Source organism: Ruegeria lacuscaerulensis (assembly GCF_013031245.1).
Classification (GTDB): Bacteria; Pseudomonadota; Alphaproteobacteria; order Rhodobacterales; family Rhodobacteraceae; genus Ruegeria; species Ruegeria lacuscaerulensis_C.
Genome location: NZ_WPZL01000002.1, coordinates 384010 through 402667, shown reverse-complemented (window position 1 = coordinate 402667; position 18658 = coordinate 384010). Strand labels below are relative to the sequence as shown.

At 56.2% G+C, this 18658-nt stretch carries 13 protein-coding genes; 8 read left to right on the top strand and 5 right to left on the bottom strand.

The genetic code is table 11. The features are described 5' to 3' along the window. The first annotated feature begins 170 nt into the window (after positions 1-170). The 4 genes from GOX66_RS04580 (at position 171) to cls (ending at position 5560) form a co-directional block, all read left to right on the top strand. Positions 171-1259, top strand: coding sequence for an AI-2E family transporter (locus GOX66_RS04580; RefSeq protein WP_170760030.1), 1089 nt, complete (start codon positions 171-173; stop codon positions 1257-1259). A gap of 215 nt (positions 1260-1474) precedes the next feature. Further along, positions 1475-3076, top strand: coding sequence for an arylsulfatase (locus tag GOX66_RS04575; RefSeq protein WP_174822641.1), 1602 nt, complete (start codon positions 1475-1477; stop codon positions 3074-3076). Positions 3077-3149: 73 nt separating this feature from the next. Then, entirely contained in the window at positions 3150-4124 is a 975-nt protein-coding gene (locus tag GOX66_RS04570; RefSeq protein ID WP_170760029.1) for an HAD family hydrolase, read from the top strand. 23 nt (positions 4125-4147) lie between these two features. Beyond that, positions 4148-5560: a cardiolipin synthase gene (gene cls, locus GOX66_RS04565; RefSeq protein ID WP_170760028.1), complete on the top strand. Its 1413-nt coding sequence runs from the start codon at positions 4148-4150 to the stop codon at positions 5558-5560. Here cls and GOX66_RS04560 read toward each other — a convergent pair. After that, positions 5557-5991: a two pore domain potassium channel family protein gene (locus GOX66_RS04560; protein WP_170760027.1), complete on the bottom strand. Its 435-nt coding sequence runs from the start codon at positions 5989-5991 to the stop codon at positions 5557-5559. The two genes, cls and GOX66_RS04560, sit on opposite strands and share 4 nt — an antisense overlap. Positions 5992-6160: 169 nt before the next feature. Here GOX66_RS04560 and GOX66_RS04555 point away from each other — a divergent pair, with 169 nt between their 5' ends. The 3 genes from GOX66_RS04555 to GOX66_RS04545 are packed head-to-tail and all read left to right on the top strand — an operon-like array spanning position 6161 to position 10249. Beyond that, complete coding sequence (locus GOX66_RS04555) at positions 6161-6808, top strand: ABC transporter ATP-binding protein (protein ID WP_170760026.1); 648 nt, start codon at positions 6161-6163, stop codon at positions 6806-6808. Continuing rightward, positions 6805-9219, top strand: a complete 2415-nt coding sequence (locus tag GOX66_RS04550; RefSeq protein WP_170760025.1) for an FtsX-like permease family protein — start codon at positions 6805-6807, stop codon at positions 9217-9219. The genes GOX66_RS04555 and GOX66_RS04550 overlap by 4 nt, the downstream gene beginning before the upstream one ends. Beyond that, positions 9209-10249 (top strand): lipocalin-like domain-containing protein, encoded by a 1041-nt coding sequence (locus GOX66_RS04545; protein WP_170760024.1) that lies wholly within the window; start codon positions 9209-9211, stop codon positions 10247-10249. Before GOX66_RS04550 ends, GOX66_RS04545 begins: the two co-directional genes overlap by 11 nt. 2 nt (positions 10250-10251) lie before the next feature. On the opposite strand, the gene GOX66_RS04540 is transcribed toward GOX66_RS04545, so the two are convergent. From GOX66_RS04540 to GOX66_RS04530, 3 genes are all read right to left on the bottom strand, one after another. After that, entirely contained in the window at positions 10252-10683 is a 432-nt protein-coding gene (locus GOX66_RS04540; RefSeq protein WP_170760022.1) for a universal stress protein, read from the bottom strand. Further along, complete coding sequence (locus tag GOX66_RS04535; protein ID WP_170760020.1) at positions 10680-13289, bottom strand: TRAP transporter permease; 2610 nt, start codon at positions 13287-13289, stop codon at positions 10680-10682. Before GOX66_RS04535 ends, GOX66_RS04540 begins: the two co-directional genes overlap by 4 nt. Positions 13290-13388: 99 nt before the next feature. After that, the gene (locus tag GOX66_RS04530) at positions 13389-14357 is read right to left on the bottom strand and encodes a TAXI family TRAP transporter solute-binding subunit (RefSeq protein WP_170760018.1); all 969 of its coding nucleotides are present in this window, start codon (positions 14355-14357) and stop codon (positions 13389-13391) included. A gap of 393 nt (positions 14358-14750) precedes the next feature. Here GOX66_RS04530 and GOX66_RS04525 point away from each other — a divergent pair, with 393 nt between their 5' ends. Further along, positions 14751-16244, top strand: coding sequence for a BCCT family transporter (locus tag GOX66_RS04525; RefSeq protein ID WP_170760016.1), 1494 nt, complete (start codon positions 14751-14753; stop codon positions 16242-16244). 204 nt (positions 16245-16448) lie between these two features. On the opposite strand, the gene GOX66_RS04520 is transcribed toward GOX66_RS04525, so the two are convergent. Further along, positions 16449-17642, bottom strand: a complete 1194-nt coding sequence (locus GOX66_RS04520) for a tetratricopeptide repeat protein (protein ID WP_170760014.1) — start codon at positions 17640-17642, stop codon at positions 16449-16451. Positions 17643-18658: the final 1016 nt, after the last annotated feature.

The following is an 18658-nucleotide window of genomic DNA, read 5'->3' as shown; positions in this document are numbered from 1 at the left end:
CCTAGCCTGCCTGCATCATTGGAAGAACCGGCAAAACCGCATGTTACGCAAATAATCTCTTACAAACATCTGGCCGCATTGCATAATCCGGCCCGGCTGTGCAGGATCGGCTGAAAGCACACTCTGATGGCAAATCCACGCGACGTGCAGTTCCTGAAATGGGCCAACCTATGACTCTGGACAAAAACGACACAGCGACACCCACAAAACTCAGACTTTCCGTGGTCCGGGATGTGTCCATTGTGGCAACGTTGATGATTCTGGGATTATACGCCGGGGCCGCGTTTCTTATACCGCTGACCATGGCACTTTTGGTCAATGTACTGATCATCGCCCTCAGCGACAGAATAATTGCCATATCACGCGCACCGGTTTGGCTGGCGAACCTCGCGGGTGTAACGGTCGTTTTGGCTGGCCTGTTTGTGATCATGTATATTCTGGGCAGCCAGGCAACGCAGTTTGCCCGATCCATCAGCACCTACGAAGACCAGTTTGACGGAGCCGTTAATCGTATCGCCGGTTTGGTTGGCAACGACGTGACATCGTTCATCCGGGACAACCTTGTCAGCATAGACATGTCCTACGTTGCACGCGTTTTACTTGGCAGCGCCACATCCCTGCTGAACCAGTTCTTTCTGATCAGCCTCTACGTGGCGTTCCTGATGGCCGAACGGCTGGCCTTTCGGAAAAAGATACAACTGGCGGCGGGCGATCCGATGACGGGCGCGGAATTCGCGTCCATTCTCGATGCGATCTCGTTCAGCCTGCAACGCTATGTCGGAGTAAAAACCTTTATCAGCCTGATCACGGCAGGCATCAGCTATTCGGTCTTTAAGATGCTTGGGCTCGAATATGCCGAGACCTGGGCGGTTCTGACCTTCGCCCTGAACTTCATTCCTTCGATCGGGTCGATCATCGCTGTAATTTTCCCGTCAATGATCGCACTGGTTCAGTTTGAAAGTGTTGGACCATTTCTGATCATTGTAATCGGGTGTGGCACACTTCAGTTTCTGATCGGCAATTTTCTTGATCCCGCCTTGCTGGGCCGTTCGCTGAACATGTCCACCTTCCTGGTCATTCTGGCATTGATGTTCTGGACCACGGTCTGGGGCCTGATCGGCGCATTTCTAAGCGTTCCCCTGACGGTCTGCATCCTGATCGTTTTTAGCCATGTCCCCGCGTTGCGCCCTGTTGCCGTCCTGATGTCTTTGGATGGTCGATTAGGAGATGACCAGAACGCACCCGAAAGCGCCGCTTAAACCCGAACCGCCTGGATTAAGAATGCGGTCAAACCTGTATATTTAGTTTTCTATATGTGTTAAGCGAAATGGCGTCGAAGCCTTCGACCGCCTGCATTTGAGGATCCCGAATAATAACAAATTAATGTTGGGAATTTGGCAGTTTACGACGGTGCCAATGCGACGTCGTCGATTTGAAAGCGGCCCCAATAGGCCCATATTTTTAGGAGCTTTCCATGTCGCCACCAGATGTGACCCCAACAAAATGGATATCCAAACTCGCCGCGGCCACCTTTGCTGCGTGCCTCGCCATCCCTGCATGGGCGCAGGATCAGAAACCCAACATCCTTGTCATTTGGGGGGATGATATCGGCCAGTCCAATATCTCGGCCTACACGATGGGTCTGATGGGTTACAGAACGCCCAACATCGACCGCGTCGCCGAGGAGGGAATGATTTTCACCGATTATTACGGTGAGCAATCCTGCACCGCCGGACGGTCTTCTTACATTATGGGGCAATCGGTGTTTCGCACCGGTCTGTCCAAAGTCGGCCTGCCCGGCGCCAAAGAAGGCATGCAGGTTGAAGACCCGACCATCGCAGGGCTACTGAAGGACCATGGTTATGTCACCGGGCAGTTCGGCAAAAATCACCTGGGAGACCGGGATGAGCATCTGCCGACAAACCACGGTTTTGATAAGTTTTTTGGCAATTTATACCACCTGAATGCCGAAGAAGAGCCCGAGCATAAGGATTATCCCGGCGATGCCATTCTTCCCGATGGGCGAACCTTCCGCGAAGCTTACGGTCCACGTGGCGTCATCCGCTCAACCGCGGGCGGCCCGATTGAAGACACCGGCCCGTTGACCCGAAAGCGTATGGAAACCGTGGATGAGGAAACCCTGGAAGCCGCGATTGAGTTCATCCGCGAGGCCAACCAGAACGGAACCCCCTTCTATGTCTGGTGGAACGGTACACGGATGCATTTCCGCACCCACGTCAAAGAAGAGATGCGCGAACAGGCCAATGAGATGATCGGTCGCGTTGCCGATGAATATACCGCCGGCATGATCGAACATGACATGCAGGTCGGTCAGCTTCTGGACCTGCTGGATGAGCTTGGCATCGCCGAGAATACCATCGTCCATTACTCCACCGACAACGGCCCGCATTACAACACATGGCCGGACGCGGCGTCGACCCCGTTCTGGGGCGAGAAGAACACCAACTGGGAAGGTGGTTGGCGGGTTCCGTCCATGGTGCGCTGGCCCGGTAAGATCGAGCCCGGTTCTGTCACCAACGAGATCGTCCATCATATGGACTGGCTGCCGACCTATCTGGCCGTCGCCGGTGATCCGGAGATCAAGGACAAGCTGATGGCCGGGTATTCATCGGCTGCGATGGGCCGCGACTACAAGGTGCATCTGGACGGCTACAACATCCTGCCTCTGCTGACCGGAGAAACCACCGAAAGCCCGCGTCGTGAGATTTTCTATTTCACTGATGACGGCGACCTGTCGGCGCTGCGCTTCGACGATTGGAAACTGATCTTCCTTGAGCAGAAAGCATGGGCGACCCTGCGTGCGTGGATGGAGCCGTTTACGGAACTGCGCGTGCCGATCATCGTAAACCTGCGCCGCGATCCCTATGAGCGCGGATACCGCACGTCGAATACCTATTATGACTGGATGATCGACCGCGTTTATTTCCTGGTTCCCGCCCAGCAATATGTTGGGAGCTTCCTCAGCACCTTCCAGGAATTTCCGCCGCGCCAGAAAGCAGCCAGCTTCAGTTTGGATCAGGTCATGAACAAACTTTCTACTCCGACGTCAAACTAAGGCGGGCGTCTGCAGTTTATCAGAGGCCGCAGTGCAATGCGGCCTCTGCCGTTACAAACAAGGAAATTTAGACATGCTGCGCATCTTTCTTGCTGCATTTGTTTCAGCAGCCCCAATGCTGGCCGTCGCGGATCCTCTTCCAAGTTGGAATGACACCGAAACCCGCGACCGGATCATCACTTTTGTCGAAACGGTCACTGATCCCGACAGCGCGGACTATGTCACTCCGCCTGCGCGTATTGCGGTGTTCGACAATGACGGGACGCTTTGGGCTGAGCAGCCCGTGTATTTTCAACTGACTTTCGCCATGGACCGCCTTGCGGAATTGGCCGAAGCAGACCCTTCGATTCTGACCAGCCCAACGCTGGAAGCCGCTGCCCAGGGTGACGTGCAGGCAATTGTCGATGGCGGGCACGACGCCTTGATCGAAATCCTGAACGCCTCGCATTCCGGTATCACCGTCGAAGAATTTCAAGTCGCTGTCGCCGACTGGCTGCAGACCGCGCGGCACCCGGACACCGGCTTGCCCTATGACCAGATGACCTATCAGCCGATGGTGGAACTGCTGCGCTATCTGCGAGATGAAGGGTTTCGAACCTATATCGTCTCAGGCGGCGGTTTGCACTTCATGCGAGTGTTTGCCGAAGACGCCTATGGCATCCCGCCCGAGCAGGTACTGGGCACCTACACAGCTACGACCTACGAGGCCGACGGTGACGCACCTGCCGTCATCAAAGCCCCTGGCATCGCCTTTGTAGACGACAAAGAAGGCAAACCGATCAATATCGAGCGCACCATTGGCAGGCGCCCTATTCTGGCCGGTGGGAATTCGGACGGTGACTTCGCCATGCTGGAATGGACCACTGCGGGCGAAGGCCCCCGACTGGGTGTCCTGGTGCATCATACAGATGCCGAGCGGGAATGGGCCTATGACCGCGAAAGCCCGATCGGAAAGCTGGTCGACGGGCTGGACAAAGGCCCCGATTTGGGGTGGGTCATTGTTGATATGGCGCAGGACTGGGATCGCATCTACACTGGGGCCAACTAAGAAACTCAGAGACCGATAACCCCATGTGGACACTGCTTGTTTCCGCGCTCGTCTTCTCCCTTTACGTGACGGCCGTGGTCTTTTCGATACGCGCGGCGCAGACCGCGCGCACGCCGCAGGGTGCGGTCGGATGGGTGGTCTTTCTGATCTCGGCCCCATTCTTCGGCGTACCCCTCTATCTGTTTCTGGGACACCACAGGTTCCGGGGTTATCGCATCGCCCGCAAACACAGCGAGAGAGTGGTCGAAGGCATCAAAACCTTTGCGGATTTCTCCAAACCCGATCCCGACTCGATGGCCATCAATCCACGGCCATTCGAGGTTCTGGCGCATCTGCCGGTATCACGCGGCAATGGCGCCGAACTGCTGATCGACGGGCAGGCCACCTTCGACGCCATTTTTCAGGCGATAGATGCAGCGCAGAATTACATCCTGATCCAATTTTACATCGTGCGTGACGATACTCTGGGCAAACAGTTGCAGGCCAAGCTGATCGCTGCTGCCGAACGCGGAGTGTCCGTGCGCTTTATGACGGATTCGGTTGGCAGTTACGGCCTGCCGACCGCATATCTCGACGCATTGCGCGCAGCCGGGATCGAAATTGCCAATCCGCGAGACCGACGGGGGCCGCAAAACCGGTTTCAGCTAAACTACCGCAATCACCGCAAAACCGTGATCATTGATGGTGAAACCGGGTTCATCGGCGGGCATAACGTCGGGGTCGAATATCTGGGCCAGGACTCGTTTTTCGGCCATTGGCGCGACACACATATTCAGATGACGGGCCATGTCGTCCGGCAATTGCAGTTGATATTTGCCGAAGACTGGCACTGGGCCCATGACGAAGACCTCATCGACCAATTGGACTGGGCCGGAACTGAATCTGATCAGGACATGAACGCCCTACTTGTGGCGACAGGTCCGGGGGACGAGACTGAAACAGGCGCAATGATGTTCTTTGCGGCCATCACCGAAGCCAAAGAGCGGCTGTGGATTGCATCGCCCTATTTTGTGCCGGACATCGACATCATGACAGCGCTTCAACATGCCGCCCTGCGCGGTGTGGACGTGCGCATCCTGGTGCCTGAGGTAATTGACCATCGACTGCCCTGGCTGGCCGCCTTTGCCTATTTTGACGAAGTCAGAGACTGCGGTGCGCGAGTCTTCCGGTATACCGACGGCTTCATGCACCAGAAGGTATTCGTGGTCGACGATACTCTGGCCGCGGTCGGCACGACCAATCTGGACAACCGCTCATTCCGTCTGAACTTTGAGGCCATGGCGCTGTTCTTTGACCCGCGCGCGGCTGACGCTGTCGACAAAATGCTGCGCGCCGATTTCGAATCCAGCTACGAACTGAAAAAGAAACTGCCAGAGCAACCAGCCTATATCCGGTTTGGGTCACCGTTGGCACGGCTGTTCGCACCGATCCTCTAAGCCATCAACTCTTCTTTGAATACCTGAGTCATCAGGGCGACCATAAAGGCGGTCGACAGTCCAAACGCCAGCAACCCCGTGACCGACGCAAATGCGCCAAAAATGCGCAGCTGCTCACCCAGGACTATGTCGCCGTAACCAAGGGTAGTGAATGTCACTAGTGAGAAATACAGCGCCGAGTTCCAATCCGGAAGAACATCCCCCAAAACCCATACAATTGCCCAGAGCCAGACCTGAAACGTGTGAATGGCAACAATGAACACAAGCGCGATACAGATCGGCGCGGCAATCGAAAGGAATTTTTTACTGTTTTCCAGGCGCAGGGCCATGACCCGGACAACCTGCGTGCACCATGTCAGAAGGATGATTTCGATGAGAAAGCATGCGCCCAGATAGATACTGCCCCAAACAATCTGCTGCGTTAGTGTCATCAGTAATTTTCTCATGTCCCGGTTTGGAGAAGTCCTCTCACAATGGCGGTTTACGTGAAATTGGACAACCCCGCGCCATGGAGACGACGAATGGAAACGAATATGCCTACAAGCTGGACTCTGGGCGGCAGCGTTGCACATTGTTGCGGGCACAATCCGAGGAATTTGCATGCTGCTGAAAATTGACAAGGTTCAGAAATCCTATCCGGGCGGCCGTCCTGTCCTGAGGGATGTTTCGCTGAGCCTAGAGCAGCGGCAGACACTGGCCCTGACCGGGGAAAGTGGCAGCGGCAAAAGCACATTGCTTAATTTGGCCGCCGCGTTGGACTGCTTTGACGGCGGCGAAATCACACTGGACGGAACAGCCCTGTCACCTCTGGACGACAGTGGCCGGGCCGCCTTGCGACGTCAGAGCGTTTCGCTTGTTTTTCAACAATTCAATCTGATCCCCTCCCTGACGGTAGATCAGAACCTGTCCTTTCACGCCCGGCTGGCGGATCGTGAGGACAAAGAGTGGACGGCTCATCTGGCGGAAAGACTGGGACTGTCAGAACTGTTGGGGCGCTACCCGGAAAACCTGTCCGGCGGGCAGCAACAGCGCGTCGCCATCGGGCGTGCCATAGCCGCCCGGCCGAAACTGTTGTTGGCAGATGAACCAACGGGTAACCTTGACGAGACGGCCAGTGCGAATGTTCTGGATCTCATGCTGTCGCTGGTCGCCGATACGGGCGCTGCCTTACTGTTGGTTACCCACTCGCTCGACATCGCTGCAAGGCTGGATCGGCGCGCGCATCTGTCCGGCGGTCACATCGAATGACTGCTGCCGTCATACTGGCCTTGCTGTCGCATTGGCGGCGTCACCGCCTGCAGCTGGCGACACTGCTGATTGGCATCGCGCTGGCAACAGGCCTTTGGTCAGCGGTACAAGCCATCAATGCAGAAGCCCGCGCCAGCTATCAGCGGGCAAGCGACCAGCTGGCACTCGGTCAGTATGAGGAGCTGCGCGATCCGTTTGGCCTGGTACCACTGTCGCGCTACGTCGAGTTGCGCCGCGCCGGTTGGCAGGTTGCGGCCGTGCTTGAAGGCCCACTGCGCATCGGCAATCGCAGGGTGCAGGTGCTTGGCGTAGATATGGTCACCTATCCGGCTCTGCCAGCGGTCACGGCTGTTGAACAAAGCGAAACACCGCCAGACCCCGCTGACATCCTGACCGCCCCCGGCCGCCTGCTGGCATCGCCCGAACTCACACTGTTTCTGAGCGACCAAACCGGGCTTCCGCCGGTTCTTCCCTCTGACGCCCTGCCGCCCGATTTGATACTGACCGATATCGGAGTGGCCGAAACATTGCTGGACAAAAACGGTCAGTTGTCCCGGTTGATTGTCTTGCCGGAGCAGCCTCGATCCGTTCCGCCCCTGTCCGAAATCGCGCCTGAGTTAGAGCGGGTCAAAGCCTCTACCCGATTGGACGCCGCTCAACTGACCGACAGCTTTCACCTGAACCTCACGGCATTCGGACTGCTGTCCTTTGCGGTCGGATTGTTCATCGTTCACGGGACTGTTGGTCTGGCTTTTGCCCAAAGGCGCGCGATGATCAGAACGTTGAGAGCCCTAGGTGTCTCCATGCGGAGACTGGTCTGGATGATTACCGCCGAACTGACGCTGTTGGCCCTGATCGGTGGAACGTTGGGATTGATACTGGGTTTCTTTTTGGCAGGAGTGCTATTGCCGGATGTCGCAGTAACGTTGCGCGGTTTGTATGGTGCGCCGGTGGACGGGCAGATGACATTGCAGCCGGAATGGGCATTGGCTGGGCTTGCAATGGCGCTGGCGGGGACGTTGCTGGCCAGCGGTCACGCCCTGATTCGACTGTCACGTATGCCCTTGCTGGCCGGGGCTGGTGTGCAGGCCTGGAGGGGTGCACCTACGGGAAATCGCGCTGCCGCCGTCGTCGGGCTGGCGTTGATTGCAGGTGGTTTCGCCACCGCTTACTTTTTTGACGGGCTGATCTTCGGCTTCGCGATGGTGGGGGGCATCCTGACGGGCGCCGCACTGGTGCTGCCTTACCTTTTGACTCTCGCCCTCTCAGTCTTCCAGCGTGGCGCACGACAGCCGGTTGCTCAGTGGGTTTGGGCCGACATGCGCGCGCAGCTTCCGGGCCTATCACTGGCGCTGATGGCCTTGTTGCTGGCGCTAGCGGCCAATATCGGCGTCGGGACCATGGTGGCAAGCTTTCGGCTCACCTTTACTGGTTGGCTGGATCAGCGTTTGACATCCGAGCTTTATGTGACCGCAACTGACAACCAACAAGGTCAGGAAATCGCGCAGTGGCTCACACCTCATGTGGATGCGGTACTGCCGATCAGAAGCATTGAAATGGCGCACGCATCCGGGCCACTGTTCCTCCATGGCATCGTCGATCATCAGACGTACCGCAAAAACTGGCCCCTGATTGCATCATCCGACGATGTTTGGGATCGGGTTCTGGCGGGTGAGGCCGTGCTGATCAACGAACAACTTGCGCGTCGGTCGGACCTGTGGCCCGGAGACATCCTGATTCTGACCGCTGAACGGGCACTCACAATTGCCGGTGTATATTCGGATTACGGAAACCCGACCGGCCAGGCTATTGTATCAATGGAGCAACTTGATGAAATCGCTCCGGGCGCCGATATGCGCAGGTTCGGCATTCGCCTGGATCCCGACCGCGCGACAGAGATGGCACAATCATTACGCGACCACTTTGAGCTGCCGCGCCAGGCGGTGGTTCAACAGGCTGCGATGAAAGAGCGATCGCTGGCAGTATTCGAAAAGACCTTTGTGGTGACTTCTGCCCTGAACGTGCTGACGCTGGGCGTCGCCGGATTTGCCATTCTGACCAGCCTGCTAACCTTGTGGACGCAACGCCTGCCTCAGATTGCACCGGTTTGGGCGTTGGGGCTGACGCGAATGCAACTGGCGCGGCTTGAATTGATGCGTAGCGTACTACTGGCCGCGCTGACTGCTGTATTGGCCTTGCCGCTCGGACTGGTTCTGGCCTGGGCCCTGCTGGCTGTTATCAACGTTCAGGCATTTGGTTGGCGGCTGCCGATGTACCTGTTTCCTGTGGACTGGGCGTATCTGTTTGCCCTGACCCTCCTGGCCGCATTTGTCGCAGCCGCCCTGCCCGCTCTGCGGGTGCTGCGCTTGCCGCCCGCCGACCTGTTAAGAGTGTTTGCCAATGAACGCTAAAGGCCTGTTCTTTGTGTTGCTCCTGCTGCTACCCTCCGCTTTGCGCGCGCAGGGCTATGCCGGGCTGGGCGGTTCTGCCGAAGGGTTTGCCCTACCGCAACCGGGCTACCAGTTCGAATTTCCACAGGATCACGGCCCTCACCCGGATTTCCGGATTGAGTGGTGGTATCTGACGGCCAATCTGCAAGGCGAGGACGGGCGCAACTATGGCATTCAGTGGACTTTGTTTCGGTCCGCGCTGAAACCTACTGAGGTGGAAGGCTGGCAAAGCCCGCAGCTCTGGATGGGCCATGCCGCTGTGACGACTCCTGAGGAACATTACTTCGCAGAACGCCTGTCGCGCGGCGGTATCGGTCAGGCCGGAGTTATAGCCGAACCTTTTGAAGCCTGGATCGACGAATGGCACATGCGCGGCCCCAGCCCTGAAAATCTTAGCCTAAGCGCGGGCGGCGATCAGTTCGGGTATGACCTGACACTCAGCGCCCGAGGACCAATGGTGTTTCACGGAGATGCCGGATACTCGGTCAAATCCGCCGATGGGCAGGCCAGCCACTACTACTCTCAACCGTTCTATGCGGTCGAGGGCGTATTGCATCTGCCCGATGGCGATGTCGCCGTCACCGGTCAGGGCTGGCTGGACCGAGAATGGTCGTCGCAACCTCTGGCGACCGATCAGAGCGGGTGGGACTGGTTCTCGCTCAGTTTCGATGACGGCGACAAACTGATGGCTTTCCGCCTGCGGGGCGGTCGCGGAGATTTCACGGCCGCTACATGGATCGGCGCGGACGGCACAGCGACTCCGCTGCCCGATGGCTCCGTATTCTTTACACCGCTGGACACTGCACGGGTTGCCGGTCGGCAGGTCCCTGTTCAGTGGCGCCTCACCCTACCGGACCGCGATCTGGCTGTTGAAGTCTCGGCCTTAACACCCAATGCCTGGATGGCCACACGATTCCAGTATTGGGAAGGCCCCGTCACAGTATCCGGCAGCCATACCGGCCGCGGATACCTTGAGATGACGGGTTACTAACCTCAGCGCACCACGTAGACCGAGACGTTTGAATGTCGCACGACCCGCGCGGCATTCGGACCCAACAGATAGTCTTTCAGATCCGGTTTATGCGCGCCGATCACGATCAGATCGCTGCCAGCACCCTCCGCCGTTTTCAGAATCTCCTGATAGGCAGTTCCGGTCGCAATCACGTGGCGGATCTTTTTGTTACGATCCGCCCCTAGTGTCGCGATGCACATTTCGACCAGCTTCGTATGCGCATCCTCAATGGCCTTGTCGTGAAAATCCGACTGGAAGAACCCGGAAACCCAGCTTTCTCCGAAATCCGGCAAAACGGTCACAACATCCAATTGCGCATTTTCCTGATCGGCCAGGGTTGCCGCTGTCTTCAGAACATGCACGTCTAGATCGCCGTTGCTGATGTCGACGGCACAAAGGACTGATTTTGTCATGCGGGCACCTCTTGTCTGGCAGCACGGCCGCGTTGAAGGAAAGCGATCAGACCCAACAGGATCAGCGCGGGAATATAGATCAGTTGCTCCGGAGGCTGGCTGGACGGCAGGCTGACCGAGGTCAGGCGCACGGCCTCATCCCCGTAATAGTCGAACATGTCCAGCTCATCCGCAACCGGGGTGCCGAACAGCGGTTCTTCCAGCTTCACCAGACCGTCCTCTTCGATCAGCATCAGGCCCATGGCATCGACTCTCGCCTCGCCGCCTTCCTCGCTGCCGACGGAAACAACCACCGTTGTATCCGTCATTTCAAGGGTGTCGAAATCCGGGCCGCTGACAACCATGCGCACCTCGGTTCCCGGAGGAGTTTGCCCGATGGTCTCAACAAAGGCAGATGGCTCAACCGAAGTATAGGGCGGCGAAATGCGATCCATGAAATAGTCTGGCCGGAACAACGCAAAAGCCACGAAGATCAAAACCAAGCTTTCGTAGATACGGCTGTGGGTCAGGAAATAGCCCATTGTTCCTGCGGTGAAGACAAGGATGGCTATGGTCGCAAATATCGCAACGATTATGCCTTCAACCCAGGTCACGTCGATCAGCAGCAGATCGGTGTTGAAGATGAACACAAATGGCAGCGCGACGGTGCGCAGGCTGTAGAAGAACGCGGTGAAGCCGGTCTTGATCGCATCACCACCCGATACGGCGGCAGCGGCAAAGCTTGCCAATCCAACCGGCGGCGTCACATCTGCCATGATCCCAAAGTAGAAGACGAACAGATGCACCGCGATCAGCGGCACGATCAGCCCGCTTTGCGCGCCCAGTTCAACAACCACACCCGCCATCAACGAGCTGACCACGATATAGTTCGCCGTTGTCGGCAGGCCCATGCCGAGGATGAGGCTCAGAAGGCCGACCATCACCAACATGAGGATCAGATTACCGCCTGAAAGAAACTCAACCAGATCGGCCATTACCTGCCCAACGCCGGTCAGTGTTACCGTGCCCACGATCACACCCGCCGTCGCTGTCGCCAGAGCGATCCCGATCATGTTGCGCGCGCCGTCGATCAGGCCCTGCCACAGATCTACGAAACCGTCGGAGAACGAGGCCGAAAGGTTGCTTTGCCCGCGGAACAGTGCCTTGAGCGGTTTTTGCGTCAGAAGGATCACAAACAGCAGTGCAGTCGCCCAGAAGGCTGAAAGACCCGGCGATTTCTGCTCGATCATCAGGAAATAGACCAGCACGATGATTGGCAGCAGATAATGCAGACCGGCCTTATAGATGTCTGCGATGACCGGCAGGGTCACCTCTTTGGCGTTCGGGTCATCGGGTTCCAGATCCGGCACTTGCGCGGCCAAATACAGCAGGGCCACATAGACGGCGCAGACGATCAGGCTGAGGATCAGACCTGCCGAAGTCGGCGCCCAGGTGGTAACCGCTTCGACCGGGAATTGCGACCCGTAGCAAAGGCCCGCAAACACCAGGAAGAAGGACAGCATCCCTACAACGGTTCGCGCCAGATGCACCTCGCGGTCACCCAGCGTAGGCATGTTCCGCTTTACGGCTTCAAGGTGCACAATGTAGACCAGCGCGATGTAGGAAATCGCCGCAGGCAGGAAGGCGTGGGTGATCACCTCGACGTAAGAGATGCCCACATACTCCACCATCAGGAAGGCCGCCGCGCCCATCACGGGCGGCATGATCTGGCCATTCACGGATGAGGCCACCTCGACCGAACCCGCCTGTTCACTGCTGAACCCCACGCGTTTCATCAGCGGGATGGTAAATGTGCCGGTGGTGACCACATTGGCGATGGACGAGCCCGAGATCAGGCCGGTCGCCGCCGAACCCACAACCGCCGCCTTGGCCGGGCCTCCACGCAGGTGACCCAGGGCGCCAAAGGCCATCTTGATGAAGTAGTTCCCTGCCCCGGCCTTATCGAGCAACGCTCCGAACAGAACAAACAAGAACACGAATTTGGTCGACACGCCCAGTGCGATGCCGAACACGCCCTCGGACGTGATCCACATATGGCTCATCGCCTTTTTCAAGCTGGCGCCTTTCCAGCGGATAACCTCGGGCACCCATTCGGAGGAACCGAAGAACACGTAGACCAGAAAGATCGTCGCGATAATTGCCATCGCGGGGCCAAGCGCACGACGCGCGGCCTCAAACAGCAACAGCAGGCCGACCAGAGCGACCCACTTGTCCGTATCGTCCGCAAGTCCGCCCGCATCGACGATTTTGTTGTAGAAGAAATACCCGTAAAGCGCGACAAACGTGCCCAGAATCCCCATGATCCAATCCTGAACCGGGATATAGTCGCGCGGGCTGGACTTCAGCGCCGGATAGGCCGCAAAAGCCAGAAACATCGCAAACGCCAGATGAAATTGCCGTGCGTTGTTTACGACACTGCCGGGCAGAACATAGTTCGCCAGCGGCGAGGCCAGAACGACCTGAAAGATCGACCAGATAGCGGCTACAACAGCCAGGAAGATCCCGACATTACCGACCGGATTACGCCCACCCGCATCAGAGGAGGCCACAAGATCCTGTAGTTCTTCTTCGGATAGCGGACGATTGGATTGTGTGTCGGAACTCATGAAGTCTCTCCCCGTCGCGGCCTTTTCCGGCCTTCTGCTTCACCCGTTTGATACGGGTTTGATGCAGGGCGCCCGTGGGCACCCTGCTTTAGGTCTGGTTTACTGGATCCAGCCTTTTTCTTTGTAGTACTTCTCGGCACCCGGATGCAGCGGAGCAGACAGGCCGTCTGCGATCATTTCTTCGGGCTTGAGGTTCGCAAACGCAGGGTGCAGCTTTTTGAAGTCATCGAAGTTTTCAAAGACCGAGCTGACAACCGCGTAAACCGCGTCTTCAGACACGTCTGCCGAGGTTACGAAAGTTGCGCCAACACCAAAGGTCGCGGTGTCGCCGTCCGAACCGCGATACATACCACCGGGGATGGTTGCAGTACGGTAGAACGAGTTGTCGTTGACCAGCTTGTCAACGGCGTCACCGCTCACGTTCACCAGAACCGAGTCGCAGGCCGTGGTCGCTTCCTGAATCGAACCCGACGGGTGACCAACGGTGTAGACCATCGCGTCGATCTGGTTGTCGCACAGAGCTGCGGACTGTTCAGCCGCTTTCAGCTCGGTCGCCAGTTCGAAATCTTCCGTGGTCCATCCCATTTCACCCAGCAGGACTTCCATAGTGCCGCGCTGACCGGAACCCGGGTTGCCGATGTTGACCCGCTTGCCCTTCATGTCTTCAAAATTGGTGATGCCGGAGTCGGCACGCGCAACTACAGTGAACGGCTCGGGGTGAACCGAGAAAACAGCGCGCAGGTTTTCGAAGGGGCCAGCCTCTTCGAACTTCGAGCTGCCATTATAGGCATGGTACTGCCAGTCGGACTGCGCAACACCGAACTCCAGCTCGCCTTCGCGGATGGTGTTGATGTTGTAAACCGATCCGCCGGTCGACTCGACCGAGCAGCGAACGCCATGTTCCTTGCGTCCCTTGTTGACCAGACGGCAGATCGCGCCACCGGTCGGGTAATACACACCGGTAACACCGCCGGTGCCGATGGTGATGAATTCCTCTGCATACGCGGCCGGAGCCATGAGAGCGGCGGTTACGACCGCGCCGAGGCTGAGCTTGCTGCTGTTTTTCATTTTTGAGAACTCCCAATTCTTCTGGTGGATGGGAGACCGGCCAGCGGTCCCACCCAAGGACCCTGCCGGTACGGCAAGCGCGCACGCCTTGCAACAGGTGCAAGCGCCTGAAATTCCAAAATCTCCCAACATATTCGACGTTTCATTCAGACACTCCACTTGTCAAGCCCTGTGCCCGATCCAACGCGCCTGAGCCGCACATGTGAGAGAATTTTTCAAAGTTTCCCCCCTTGCACCCAAAGAATGGAACCAATTGCCTAATAAACTGAGCTTTAACAATTCTTTTGAATCTCATGCACCCGGCATCTAGTGTCGGTCCAAATACGCGATCCTCCGATGAGCGCAGGGCCGCAATAGCCTAAGTTCGGCCGCTATCGGGGAAGGTTACCCTTGATGAAGAGCATTTCCCCAAGCCCGTTGCTTGTCATCGCACTCGCAATCAGTGCCGCCATTGCAGCCTGGGGGATCATCGATCCTCAGGGATTGGGTCGCATTGCGGCGGCGGCGGTCGCCATGCAATTCGATAGCCGCGGCTGGTTCATCATGCTGGAAGCCAGCGGTCTATTGCTTGTGGTTCTTTATCTTGCCCTGTCGCGATATGGCGATGTTCGCCTTGGCCCGGACACAGCAGAACCAGAGTTTTCGACGCCCGCCTGGATCGCAATGTTGTTCGCGGCCGGAATGGGGGTCGGCCTGCTGTTCTACGGGGCGGCAGAACCCCTGACCCATTACGAAGTGCTGCGCCAATATACGAGTGACCCACAAGCAGCCAGCCATGCGATGTTCGTGACCTATTTGAACTGGGGCTTTCATGCCTGGGCAATCTACGGGATCGTCGGATTGGTCATTGCCTATTTCGCCTATCGCCGCCATCGCACGTTGTTGCTGAGCGCACCGCTCACCGACGTACTGGGTGAGGCTGGCTGGACGAAAGCACTCGGGTGGGGATTTGACCTGCTCGCAATTGTCGCAATAGCCGTTGGACTGGCGGGTTCGATGGCGATGGGTGTCTTTCAGATTCAAACGGGACTGGCCGGTTTGATCGGCGTCGAGAATCCGGGCGTTCTGACAATACCTGTTTTCGTCGCCCTCTGTATCGCATTCATCATTCCGCTACGCCGCGACCTCGGAGAAGGGATGGCTCTGCTGTCCAACGCGGCGATGCTGATCGCTGTGGGGATGATGGTCTATCTGCTGGTCCTCGGCCCGACATCTTTTCTGATGGACGGCATCGTATCGGGATTCGGGCGCTACCTGTTTGGAGTTCTTCCTGCAGGGTTCTCCACAGCGGAATTCTTTGATGAACTCCTGACCGACTGGTTTCAGGGATGGACGCTGAACTACATGATCTGGTGGCTTGCGTGGTCGCCCTTTGTGGGAATCTTCATTGCCCGGATTTCTCGCGGCCGCACAATCCGCGAATTTCTGATTGGGGTTGTGGTAACCCCCACACTCTTCTCAATTTTGTGGTTCGGCGTTTTCGGAGGGCTCGGGTTCTACGATGCTCTTCGACAGGAGGGCGCGTTGTCAGCGGTCAATGCCGAGAATCTGGATGCCACGACATTCGCCTTGCTGGAACGCTTCCCGCTGAGCGGTATTACGCGAACGGCAACAATCCTGGCCGCATTCCTGTTCGTCGTTACAAGTGTTGTCAGCGCGGGCTTTACCCTCGCGATGATCGGAACCGGAGGCGACGACAATCCCTCCCCCCGCATTCGTACGATCTGGGGCATAATCCTGGGGGCCCTGGGACTGGCCATGATCCTGGTCGGAGACATTTCGCTGGTCAGATCCATCATCGCGCTGTCAGCCATCGCGTTTGTGTTTATCGTGCCAATCCTTGTTGTATGCCTGTTCAAAAGCCTTGCCCGAGAGGAACGACCATGAGCGGCCAAATGATCGACACCGCGCTCAATCTCAGCGTTTTCGCATATATTGGATTCCTGGTGTGGCTGAGCCTGCGTCGCGACCCGTGATGAACCGATGGACAGCGTTTTCGGTTAGATAGATCCCGCCCATCTCGAACGAAAAGAGGTTCCATTTTGAGGGCAAAACTGAAGAAAATTTTTCTTAAAATACTGCAGGAAGCATCTAATTTGAAAAGGCCTCAGAAAATTTTTCCAGAGACGCATATGGGTTCAGGTTTCTCACATAGCTTTCAAAAGAAGATTTGCGTTTTTGCTCGTCAATTAGGTGAGACGGTTCATCCAACCCATCACTAAAATCTTTGATCAGTTCCCAGACAGCGTATCGGGCATAGCTACCGCCCAATGCAATGAACTCCTCAAACTCCTTTTTTGTAAGATCTTCTCGGCCAGCCATGGCAAATGCAACGGCTCGAAACAGTTTTCCCTGATGACGATAGGCATTCACCGCCTCCAGCTCAGTCTCGTTTTCCCATTTCCTAATTTCTTCCTTCAATTCTACTTTGTATTTGGGGTTTTCACGAAAGCTCTCAGACAATTTCTCAATATAAACCATACCCGCCTCTTCATCACCCAATTTCAAATGAGCAATTGCTGGAAATACCATTTCAAGAAGCGGATCCGGCTTTAAACTCATCGCCCATGAATATATCTCCAGCGCCTTCTCCTTGTCTTTTTCATAGTGCAGATAAAGAATTGAAAGGACTAGACTGGAACCATAATCATCCGGTCGGTTTTCGAAGATTGCTTTATAAAGTTTCAAAGCGCGGTCGTATTTCTTTTGACCAATAAGAATTGCGCTCTGGTTCTGTCGTGCCACAAAATCACTCGGATTTATTTTGGTGACTCTTTCATAACCTTTTCTGGCCAACTCCTTTTTGTTACGCCTGTAGTCAAAATCTGCTTTCACTCTGAGGGCTCCAATATTGACCGGATCTAACTTCAGGGCATACTCGAAAAATTCTTCGGCCTGTTGATTATCGCCCAATGCTATACTTAAGATGGCTTTCTCGACCCACAACTGAGAGTCTTCGGGGCGTAGTTCGATGGCGTTTGCCAAGTCAGACGCCGCCAATTCGTAACGCTTCGCCCGGCGATACGCCTTAGCCCTTTCCAGAAGATAGCTGGCTAACTTATCATCGGACAGCCAACTGCTGGACAACAGTTCTGAGCAAGCATCGATTGTCAGGCTTTCATCTTGTTGCGCATCTCGGCACTTCAGGACCAACCGGTTACTTTGGCCCCAATCTGAATTTGTGTGAGCAGATGCCTGAAAACTCCCAAACTGTAGTGCAACCAGCTTAGCGGACAGCAACAAGGCAGAAAACACGAAAAGACGCTGCTTACTCAATAACCACATTTGGTTCCTCAAACGACACGGACAGGTGCGCATTTCATGCTGTCACTAATCCGTATCAATGTGGCCAAACTTGGGTTTGATGCGCCGATCGTCTGAAAAGATCACGGGCGTATCCCGGAATCCTCAGTTTCAAACACGCAACGCTAGATGTATTGATGTGGTGCCCAAGGAGAGACTCGAACTCTCACGCCCGTGAAGGCGGGGGATTTTGAATTCTATCAACTTTGTTTCGTTTCAGCCCCTTAGCGTTTTTCACTCACACAAACATATCGAGAACGTATGGTGAAAGTGTGAGTTAGTGCTTTCGTCGAAGACGTTCCGCATTTCCGGCGAAGTAAATTCTCGTTCAAAGTATTCTTCTTGCTCCCGGCCATTTTTCTCGACTACCATCAATTCATGGCGGGCACCGTTGTCAGTGCCCGCCTGCTAGATAGGATTCTGCGCTGTTGATCAGCACGGCTTGGGTCATCTCACTGTTACTTGCGTCCAACATTTCTCAGTGCGATGACCAATCCTGCAATCGAAGCGACGGAACCGAGAATGGTCACGACTTCGAACAGGTTAGGCGAAAAGTTCACCATATCGAAATTATCCACCGATTCCCGAAGTCGGGGCAAATTGTATGTTTCTGGGGATAATCTGTGGTTTAAGCATTGGTCCCACATGTGGACAAATCAAGTATAAACGCGTCTACATCTTGGGCTATTAACTTTAGCCCCCTGCTTTCGGAGGGCAGCGCTAGGGGCTTTGTTCTCGTCAAAAACCCTGTTTGTTCCCGTTTTCGACCATGAACATTGGAACGCAAATCCGGGAAACGGGGGCGAAACGGGGGCTCACCCCTGTTTGTTCTAGTATCTTACCGCATCCTGTTCAGGCCATCCCGGCAGCTTTTCGGGCCCCGGCTACCCATGCTGGGGCCTTTTGGTTGAATCGCGATAGTTACCGGACTAGGCTGCTAATTGCCAAGTCGCCCCACCTTTCCGAATTGTCGCCGTAGGGTATGCGTTCCGGCCAGT

Excerpts from the sequence above, each read along its gene's own strand:
- GOX66_RS04580 (WP_170760030.1), top strand. The coding sequence starts at position 171 with ATGACTCTGGACAAAAACGACACAGCGACACCCACAAAACTCAGACTT.
- GOX66_RS04530 (WP_170760018.1), bottom strand. The coding sequence starts at position 14,357 with ATGAAAAACAGCAGCAAGCTCAGCCTCGGCGCGGTCGTAACCGCCGCT.
- cls (WP_170760028.1), top strand. The coding sequence starts at position 4,148 with ATGTGGACACTGCTTGTTTCCGCGCTCGTCTTCTCCCTTTACGTGACG.
- GOX66_RS04525 (WP_170760016.1), top strand. The coding sequence starts at position 14,751 with ATGAAGAGCATTTCCCCAAGCCCGTTGCTTGTCATCGCACTCGCAATC.
- GOX66_RS04560 (WP_170760027.1), bottom strand. The coding sequence starts at position 5,991 with ATGACACTAACGCAGCAGATTGTTTGGGGCAGTATCTATCTGGGCGCA.
- GOX66_RS04570 (WP_170760029.1), top strand. The coding sequence starts at position 3,150 with ATGCTGCGCATCTTTCTTGCTGCATTTGTTTCAGCAGCCCCAATGCTG.
- GOX66_RS04545 (WP_170760024.1), top strand. The coding sequence starts at position 9,209 with ATGAACGCTAAAGGCCTGTTCTTTGTGTTGCTCCTGCTGCTACCCTCC.
- GOX66_RS04535 (WP_170760020.1), bottom strand. The coding sequence starts at position 13,289 with ATGAGTTCCGACACACAATCCAATCGTCCGCTATCCGAAGAAGAACTA.
- GOX66_RS04555 (WP_170760026.1), top strand. The coding sequence starts at position 6,161 with ATGCTGCTGAAAATTGACAAGGTTCAGAAATCCTATCCGGGCGGCCGT.
- GOX66_RS04550 (WP_170760025.1), top strand. The coding sequence starts at position 6,805 with ATGACTGCTGCCGTCATACTGGCCTTGCTGTCGCATTGGCGGCGTCAC.
- GOX66_RS04520 (WP_170760014.1), bottom strand. The coding sequence starts at position 17,642 with ATGTGGTTATTGAGTAAGCAGCGTCTTTTCGTGTTTTCTGCCTTGTTG.
- GOX66_RS04540 (WP_170760022.1), bottom strand. The coding sequence starts at position 10,683 with ATGACAAAATCAGTCCTTTGTGCCGTCGACATCAGCAACGGCGATCTA.
- GOX66_RS04575 (WP_174822641.1), top strand. The coding sequence starts at position 1,475 with ATGTCGCCACCAGATGTGACCCCAACAAAATGGATATCCAAACTCGCC.